The organism is Streptomyces sp. NPDC001530 (assembly GCF_042894545.1).
Lineage (GTDB): Bacteria > Actinomycetota > Actinomycetes > Streptomycetales > Streptomycetaceae > Streptomyces.
On sequence record NZ_JBIAVS010000049.1, the window covers coordinates 21,778 to 29,801 of the forward strand.

Below are 8,024 nucleotides of genomic sequence, written 5' to 3' on the forward strand. Positions count from 1 at the left end.
GCCGAACGGTAGCCGTCCTCCCTGTTCGCCGTCACCGCGATTCCTGCGCTGGCAGCCGGCCCGGGTCCACGCGGTCGGCGAGATAGATGAGGGTGGCCTGCGGGTCCATGCCGAAGGCCGCGGCGACGAGTTTGGGGTCCATGGTGTTCACCAGGTCGATGAGGCGGGTGCTGCGGATCATCCGGGGCGGGAATCCGCAGTCGTCAAGAACGTGGGAGAGATAGGCAGTTGAGGCCGGGTTTCGCCCGGCCTTTGTTCCTTTGGTGACCATCACATGCGGGTTGTCGGTCCGCCATGCCTCGCGGTGGGCGAGACACCGTTCAAGCACCGCCCAAGACGCGGGGTCCAGCGGAACGGGGTGGGGCCGCTTGCCGAGCCGGACGGTCCGGGCCTGCACGTCCACGTCCCTGACCTGCAGCATTCGGGCTTCCACGCTGGAAGCTCCGTGCAACAGGGCGAACATCCCGACGAGGGCCTCATGGGGGTGGACATGCTCGTCGGTGGTCCAGCGCCGGAACAGCTCGCGCTGCTGGTCGAGGGTGAGGGTCCTGCCGCGGAAGCCGTTCGCCTCCTTGGCGATCAGGCCGCGGGTCGGGTCGACCAGCACCAGCTTCTGGGCCCGCGCGAAGCGGAAGAACTGCCGCAGCACGGTCAGTCGCCGCTTGCGGGCCCTGGGCAGGACGGCCAGGAAGGTTTCGATGTCGTGCACGTCGACGAGGGACCAGTCGGTCTTGCCCCGCGCGTTGATCAGGAAGACGGCCAGGTCCCGCATGGTGGCCAGGGCGGTTTCCAGGGTGTGGTTGCTGCGGGGGCGGGTGCCGGCTCGGCGGGCCCGGTCCTGGGCTCGCATCCGGGAGGTGTCGAATGCGGCGACTGCCGGTCGCAGGGGTTCGGGCACGGCTTCAACTGGGCGGCGAGGTCGGCCAGTTGCGAGTCGTTCGTCCTGGTCGGTTGGCAGGGCCAGACCGCGGAGGGTGAAGAAGTCCTCGAGTGCACGGGCGAAGGAGCCCATTGACCGTCCGGGCCTGCGGGATCGCTCCAGCAGGGCCTGAGGTGAGTTGGAGTGCTCGTCCTCGAGGAGCCGTCCCAGGTCGGTGATGAAGCCGCAGGCTCTGGCGACGCAGTGGCGGGCTGCGATCTGGGCGACGAAGTCGGCGAGCCACACGGGTGGTTCGGTGAGTCGTTCCTGGAGGTGTTCACCACGGATGAAAGGGCGGCCGGGGTGTTTTTGCCAGCAGGCGGAGCACATTCCCAGTCCAGCATGTCGCCGCAGCTGCCCGCACTCGCGGCAGATCCTCGGCGGGTTCTTCCCCTGCCGGGGTCGTGAGCAGTGACCGCACCAGCCGGTCGTCTCGCGCAGATAACCCGGCTTTTGGCAGCGTGGACATGTTCGCTGTCCGGCCAGCTGGCCTGCCCGGCGCCGGCAGTCCCGGCACAACTGGTTCTGTGGTGAGCGGACCGGATGACCGCACTCCGTGCACACGCGCGAGCAGGTGATGCACCGGCCGGTGTCGTCCTGCAGCACGCGGTCGAGACCGCAGGAAGGGCAAGGGGCCTTGGCGGCCTGCTCGTTCATGCGGCGCCAGCACAGGCAGCAGTGCTGGCGGTCGAGATATCCGACCGGTCCGCCGCAGGTGACGCAGTCCCGTTGCTTCTTGCCCATTATGGCCTGCCGTCACAGGGGCGGCATCGAACGGCCCCGGGCGGAGGCGGCCTGCGGGAGGTCGGTGACCGGGCGAGGGGGTGCGATCGGCCGTTCGACGGGGGTGGTGTCGACCTCGATCAGGTCGTTGGGGGTGCATTCCAGCGCGGTGCACAACGCGGCCAGCGTGGTCATTTCCACCTGCGAGGGCTCCTTGGTGAACAGCGCGGACACCGAGGCCGAGGACAGCTGAAGGCCCGCCTTCTCGGCCAGCAGCCGCCGCAGCTCGGTCCCGGTCCACACCTCGCGCTGGGCAGCGGCCATCCGCAGCCGCCATTGGATCCTCATGCCGTGGTGTCCTTCCCGCTCAGCTCGGCCAGAGTGCTGGCGACCGCCCGTTGATAGGCGTCCTCGATGAAGGTCGCGGAGGGGCGGACATAGCGCATGGTCGAGCTGACGGTCCAGTGACCGAGCATCTGCTGGATCGCCACGAGGTCGACGCCGCGTTCGTAGTTGTGGGTCGCGCAGGCTCGTCGCAGGGCATGCGGGCTGAACCGGTCGACCGTCGGGCGGCCTTCGAGTTCCATCAGATAGCGCAGGCGGTTGCGGATGGTCCCGCGGTGGAGGCTGCCGCCGGACTCGTCGGCGAACAGCACTGGCGAGTGAGGGAACTTGGGTCGCACGTCTTCCAGGAACCACCGCAGCACCAGGTCGAGGCCGTCGAGCATGGGCACCCACCGCGGCCGCGGTCCGGAGGTATGGGCTCCCTTGCCGAAGCGGACATGCAGTTTGCCGAACGGTCCGCGGGAGTAGTGCAGGTCCGGCTTCTCCAGCAGGGATGCCTCCTCGGAGCGGAGCCCGGCGTGATACAGCGTCCGGAACATCGCATAGTCCCTGGCCGCGGGTCCGTACTTCCTCGCGCTCGCGATCCGCTGCTTCATGAAGTCGAAGAAGTCGCCCACCCGCTCCGGCGTCGGCAGCGGCAGCAGGGCCGGCGAGTCGTCGCCGACATGCCGGGAGGCGTTGAACTCGTCGATCGGGCAGACCAGTCGGACGCCGAACGCGGCCTCGATCTCGGCCGCTTTGCGGGCCTGCAGGAACCGGTGGAAGCCTTTGAAGATCTGCACGTACTCGCGCCGGGTCGACGTCTTGCGGCCCTGGATCGCGAGGTCGCCGACCACGCGGTCGATGTCCTCGGGAGTCACTTCCCACGCGGGTCGCCCCAGAGCCGTGAGGTCCGCTCCAGCAGGCCGATGTCGTTGTCGATGGTCACCGGGCTGAACCCGCGGGCCCTCCAGGACGCGACGAACGCGTCCACGCACGCGGCCTGGAACCGCCACGGATCCGTCGTCAGCGGCTCCTGCGGGACGGCCCCGCCCGCGATGACCTGGAGTCTCGCCTCGGCCACCGGCACACCTTCCTCGCACCTGAACGGTCAAGGCAGCACCTGGAGAACCGGGGTGCCACCGCGAGATTCAACGAGGACCGCCAGACGGGGATACGGCCAGGTGACAGCAGCAACTCTTGTGAGGGAACAAGTGCCAGCCCCAGATGAATGGGGCCAGGTCATCGGCGACGAGGTTCTCGCCACCGCCATCCTCGACCGCCTCCTGCACCACTGCGAAGTGATCTCCATCAACGGCCCGAGCTACCGCCTGAAGAACCGCCTCAAAGCCATCGAGCGCGAGACCGAAGTCGCCTGACACCTCTGCACGTTCATCCGTACGCGGCTCTGCACTTCAGCTCGTACGCCGACACCCGGGCGTTGGCGATCGCGATGGTCACGGGCTCGCGTGGAGGTGGTTGCGTTCGCCGTTGTGGTCGAGGATGCACAGGACCTCGGCGGGCCCGCGGTCGGCGCGCAGGGTGTGGGGGGTCATGGTGGAGAAGGAGGCGGCCTGTCCGGCCTCGACGCGAATGACGCGTTCGCCGAGGTAGAGGATGACCGTGCCGGACAGCACGGTGAACCAGTCCCGGCCCGGGTGGACTCCGAGGTCGTCCGGCGCGACGGCGCCCGCCGGGTCGGTGATGCGCATCTTGGCGACGGTCAGGCCCTGGGGGCCGTTGTCGCCGCTGAGGAGCCAGGTGGTCAGGCCCCGGTCCTCGTCGCGGTCGGGACGGATGACGACGTCGGAGTCGTCGGGGGATTCGACGAGCTGGTCGAGGGACTTGCCCAGGGCGCTCGCGATGGCGGTGAGCTGGTCAAGGCTGATGCGGCGGTGCCCGGTCTCGATCCGGCTGAGCTGGGACGGGCTGATGTCGGCGCGTTCGGCGAGGTTGTCCAGTGACCAGCCGCGTGCTTTGCGCAGGGACCGGATCCGCATCCTGACGATGGCGTCGAGAGTCGATTCTTGCTTCACCGGCAAGAGCGTATGACCTGTTGGCAGTGATCGTCATACCGTCGGCGCATGAGTACGCACCACACCACTCACGGTCATATCGGGCACGAGCGTGCGAGCGGCTTCGACGTTGCGATGGCGGAGCTGCTGGAGCTGGACGCCGAGGTCCTCAAGCCGTACCTCACGGAGCTGACCGACTGGATCGCGAATCTCGCCGACTCCGTCCCGGCGCGGATCATGGACGTGGGCAGTGGTCCCGGCACCGGCAGTCTCGCGCTCGCCGACCGGTTCCCCGCCGCGTCGGTGACGGCAGCGGACATCTCGCCCCAGATGCTGCACCGGCTGCAGAAGCAGGCAGCCACGCACGGCGTCGCAGGACGTATCCGCACGCTGGAGGCGAACCTGGACGAGCCATGGCCCCTGTCCGGCAAAGGGGAGCCGTACGACCTGATGTGGGCCGCTGCCTTCCTGCACCACCTGAGCGATCCGGCCCGGACGCTGGCTCAGGCGTACGGGCAGCTGCGGCCGGGCGGTCTGCTCGCGGTCAGCGAGATGGACTTCTTCCCGCGCTTCCTGCCCGAGGACGCCGACGTCGGCCGCCCTGGGCTGGAGGCACGGCTGCACGCCGTGACGAACACCGAGCCGCCGCACGAATGGGACCGGACGCTCATGGACGCCGGCTTCACCGTGGACGCGCGCCGCCCCTTCGAGATCCGCCTCACCGCCTCCCAGGCCGGTCCGGCGTTGGGCCGCTACGCGCAGGTCTGTCTGACCAAGCTGCGCTCCCACGCCAACGACGCGCTGGAAGCGGATGACCTGGCCGCCCTCGACGTCCTCTTGGACGAGACCCACCCGCTCGGCATCGTGCGCCGCGGTGACCTGAGCGTCCGCACGACACGCACCACCTGGATCGCCCGCCGCCCCTAGGCCGGCCGGCCTCCGCCGTGCGCCCGTTCTCTTCTCTTTCTTTCTTGCCTCGTTTCTGGAGTACGTCATGAGCACTGCACCCGTTGCGGCCACTGAGCCCGGAGTCGCGCCACCGCGTCGCGGGCGCGTCCTGGCCGTACTGGGCCTCGCCCAGCTGATGGTGGTCCTGGACACCACCATCGTGAACATCGCACTGCCCTCCGCGCAGGCCGACCTCGGCTTCTCGGACGGCTCCCGGCAGTGGATCGTCACCGCGTACGCGCTGGCGTTCGCCGCTCTGCTTCTGCTGGGCGGGCGCCTGGCCGATCTCTTCGGCCGCAAACCGGCCTTCCTCATCGGCGCGGCCGGCTTCGCCGCCGCCTCCGCCCTGGGGGTCTCGCCCCGTGCTGAAGAACACCTCCGAGGTGAAGCCGACCACGGTGCACGCGGATACGCGGGGCCAGAGCTTCCCTGTCTTTGCGCTCGCCCGCCTGCTGGGCTCGACCTGGATCCGGAACTGGAAGGAACTGACCTTCTACCGGCCCACGAAGCAGACGGAGTACGTGCACATCGATGCCCTGTTCGGCGAGCCGGGCCGCAACGTCATCGACTTCGACCTGATCGAGTCCCAGGTGCGGCACCTGATGCGGGTGGCGATCTCCGTACGCGAGGGCGCCATCTCCTCCACGCTGCTGCTGCGTCGCCTGCGCGCGGGCTCACGCAAGAACGCCGCCTACACCGCCTTCCGTGAGGTCGGCCGTGTGATCCGTAACGTCCAGCTGCTGCGCTACCTCTCGGATGCCCCACTGCGCCGGCGGGTCACCGCGGCCACGAACAAGGTCGAGGCATTCAACGGCTTCTCCCAGTGGATCGGCTTCGGCAACGGTGGCGTCATCACCGACAACGACCCCGTCGAGCAGGAGAAGACCGCGACATTGAACGCTCTGCTCACGAACGCGGTGATCTTCCACAACGCCCTGGACATCGCCGAGATCGTGCGCCAGCTCCAGGAGGAGGGCCACGTCGTCGACCCCGAGGACCTGGCCCACATCTCGCCGTACCTGACCGAGCACATCCGCCGCTTCGGCGAGTACTCCACCCACGAACTCGACCTTGAGCCCGAGGCGTACGACCCGCACCCGGACGTCGACTTCAGCCCGCTGCGCGGCGACGGCCCGGCGCGGACGGCTACGGCCAGGCAGCCTGACCATCGATGCCAGGTCACTACTTCAGCGGCAGCGTGATGCCGTCCGGCGCCAGCGCCATGCACACGCACGCGCACTTGGATCGGCGAGTGTGAGGCCGGTGTCGGCGGCCGCTGCGGGTATCGGCGGGCAGATTCGCGACCAGCTCCGCAAGCGCGTCCGCCGTGAGATGGGCCGATTCCTCGGTGCGAGGCCGACGGTCCCGGGAGGGTGGCCACGGGTCGCCGTCCGGCGCTGAATCGCCGGCCCTGGCTGCGCTGTCGTATCCGTTCTGGATGTGGGCCCGCCGGGGGCGGTGCACTGTGTGCGGATCAGCGGGCGATCGAGATCGCGAAGGGCGCGAATCCGCTGGACCGAATCACGTGCGGTACGAACAGGATCGCGGCCTCTGTGGCGCGGGCGGTCTGGATCCCGCCGAGGTCGGTGATCCATTCCTTTTGCCAGCCGAGGTCGGTGAGCAGTTCACGGACGGTCTGCTTGGCCTGCGGGTCCTCGCCGGAGAGGAAGGCGTCGGGCGCCTGGGGGAGCGTGGCCGGCGAGGTCATCACCGGGAAGAGCATGGTGTTGAGTGTCTTGACGACGCGCGTTTCGGGGAGCGCTTCCTGGAGCTGTTCGGCGAGGCTTGAGCCGGGGTAGATCAGGTCGGCGGGCAGTCCGTCCGGTCCGTCGGTGGTGGCGTTGGAGACGTCGACGAGGATCTTGTCGCGGAGTTCTTCGCGCAGAGCGGCGAGCCGGTCCAGCGAGCCGGCGCCCGGGGTGGCGTTGATGACGATCCGGGCAGTCCGGGCGGCGTCGGCGGCGGCGCCCGGCGTGCGGTCCGCCACGGTCACTTCGTGTCCTGCCCGGGTGAGGGCTGTGGCCAGGTTGCCGCCGACGCGGCCGTTTCCGAGAACTGCGATCGTGGTCATGATGATCTGGTCCTTCCGTGCGTGCGGGTTGTGGTGCGCGGTCAGCGTGAGAGCGTGGATACGGCCTCGGCGTGGACGCCGGGCGCGGCAGCCAGGAAGCTCTGGCTCTGTGGGGTCCAGGGGCGGCCCTCGGCGTCGGAGATCTGTCCGCCGGCCTCGGTGACGAGCAGCGCTCCGGGCAGCAGGTCCGCGCGGGCGCCGGCGAACTGCCAGAAGGCGTCGATCCGGCCGGCGGCCACGTTCAGCAGGTGCAGGGTCGCGGGCACGGCGGTGCGGACGACGAGCGCGTCGAAGAGCATCGCGGTGATCGAGGAGCCGACGCGCCGCACGACCTTTTCGTCCTCGTCCGGCCGGGCCTGGCTGGTGGCCACGATGCTCAGGCCGAGGTCCGCGGTCTGGGAGACGTGCAGCGGCCGGCCGTCGAGGTGGGCGCCCGCACCGGTGAGCGCGGTGTAGGTCTCGCCGGTCAACGGCAGGTGGACCGCGGTGAGCACCGGCTGGTTCTCACGCACGAGGGTGGCGGTCACCGCCCACTCCGGCAGGGCGTGCAGGTGGTTGACGTTGCCTTCGGCCGGATCCACGACCCACCATTCGCCGGGCGGCAGCGCCCCGCCGTCCAGTTCGTCCTCCACCCAGCCGGCGTCCGGGCGCAGGCGCGTGAGGCGGGGGCGCAGGATGTCGAGGGCCGTGTCGTCGTTGGCGGCGAGGGCGCGCATCAGCTCTTCGCGGGTCTGGTAGCGGACCACGTCGCCGAAGCGCTCGCGCAGCGCCGAACCCGCCTCACGCACGGCGATCGCGGTCTGGGCGAGCAGGTCGGCGTCGGAGGCGGCGACGTCAGTGGTCTGAAGCGTTTCGGACATGGTGGTATTCCCGTCTGAGGAGGGGTGCTGAGGCCGGTCGAGGGCCGAACTGCGCGTTACTTCTTGCGCTTTCGCCTCAACGGTATGCAGCCCCGCAATTAACTTCAAATGCATGTCAGGCACGGCTAGGATTACTCACATGCAATTGGATTTGAACCTGCTCA

9 protein-coding genes and 2 pseudogenes are annotated in these 8,024 nt (G+C 69.1%); 4 read left to right on the forward strand and 7 right to left on the reverse strand.

Translation table 11 applies throughout. The annotated features are described in order from the left end of the window. Positions 1-31 precede the first annotated feature (31 nt). The 4 genes from ACFY0T_RS48650 to ACFY0T_RS48665 form a co-directional block, all read right to left on the reverse strand. Positions 32-1,165 (reverse strand): tyrosine-type recombinase/integrase, encoded by a 1,134-nt coding sequence (locus ACFY0T_RS48650; RefSeq protein ID WP_388885220.1) that lies wholly within the window; start codon positions 1,163-1,165, stop codon positions 32-34. Between the two features lie 510 nt (positions 1,166-1,675). Then, complete coding sequence (locus tag ACFY0T_RS48655; protein ID WP_388885223.1) at positions 1,676-1,990, reverse strand: helix-turn-helix domain-containing protein; 315 nt, start codon at positions 1,988-1,990, stop codon at positions 1,676-1,678. After that, the gene (locus tag ACFY0T_RS48660; RefSeq protein WP_388885225.1) at positions 1,987-2,847 is read right to left on the reverse strand and encodes a tyrosine-type recombinase/integrase; all 861 of its coding nucleotides are present in this window, start codon (positions 2,845-2,847) and stop codon (positions 1,987-1,989) included. The genes ACFY0T_RS48655 and ACFY0T_RS48660 overlap by 4 nt, the downstream gene beginning before the upstream one ends. Further along, on the reverse strand, positions 2,844-3,050 hold the full coding sequence (locus tag ACFY0T_RS48665) for a hypothetical protein (RefSeq protein ID WP_388885228.1): 207 nt from the start codon (positions 3,048-3,050) through the stop codon (positions 2,844-2,846). Before ACFY0T_RS48665 ends, ACFY0T_RS48660 begins: the two co-directional genes overlap by 4 nt. Before the next feature lie 145 nt (positions 3,051-3,195). On the opposite strand from ACFY0T_RS48665, the pseudogene ACFY0T_RS48670 reads away from it, so the two are divergent. Continuing rightward, positions 3,196-3,345: pseudogene (locus tag ACFY0T_RS48670) on the forward strand (ATP-binding protein); the annotation flags it as partial. 78 nt (positions 3,346-3,423) lie between these two features. Here the strand turns inward: ACFY0T_RS48670 and ACFY0T_RS48675 are convergent. Next, the gene (locus ACFY0T_RS48675) at positions 3,424-3,966 is read right to left on the reverse strand and encodes a helix-turn-helix domain-containing protein (protein ID WP_388885244.1); all 543 of its coding nucleotides are present in this window, start codon (positions 3,964-3,966) and stop codon (positions 3,424-3,426) included. Positions 3,967-4,050: 84 nt separating this feature from the next. Between ACFY0T_RS48675 and ACFY0T_RS48680 the strand changes: the two genes are divergently transcribed. The 3 genes and pseudogenes from ACFY0T_RS48680 to ACFY0T_RS48690 all read left to right on the forward strand — a co-directional run bounded on the left by ACFY0T_RS48680 (position 4,051) and on the right by ACFY0T_RS48690 (position 6,131). After that, the gene (locus ACFY0T_RS48680; RefSeq protein WP_388885231.1) at positions 4,051-4,908 is read left to right on the forward strand and encodes a class I SAM-dependent methyltransferase; all 858 of its coding nucleotides are present in this window, start codon (positions 4,051-4,053) and stop codon (positions 4,906-4,908) included. A 67-nt stretch (positions 4,909-4,975) separates the two neighbouring features. Continuing rightward, a pseudogene (locus tag ACFY0T_RS48685) lies at positions 4,976-5,281 on the forward strand (MFS transporter); the annotation flags it as partial. A gap of 10 nt (positions 5,282-5,291) precedes the next feature. Beyond that, entirely contained in the window at positions 5,292-6,131 is an 840-nt protein-coding gene (locus ACFY0T_RS48690) for a Tn3 family transposase (RefSeq protein WP_388885233.1), read from the forward strand. A 272-nt stretch (positions 6,132-6,403) separates the two neighbouring features. Here ACFY0T_RS48690 and ACFY0T_RS48695 read toward each other — a convergent pair whose 3' ends face one another. Beyond that, positions 6,404-7,000, reverse strand: a complete 597-nt coding sequence (locus ACFY0T_RS48695) for an NADPH-dependent F420 reductase (protein WP_388885236.1) — start codon at positions 6,998-7,000, stop codon at positions 6,404-6,406. 41 nt (positions 7,001-7,041) lie between these two features. Then, the gene (locus ACFY0T_RS48700; RefSeq protein WP_388885238.1) at positions 7,042-7,860 is read right to left on the reverse strand and encodes a 3'(2'),5'-bisphosphate nucleotidase CysQ; all 819 of its coding nucleotides are present in this window, start codon (positions 7,858-7,860) and stop codon (positions 7,042-7,044) included. Between the last annotated feature and the right edge of the window lie 164 nt (positions 7,861-8,024).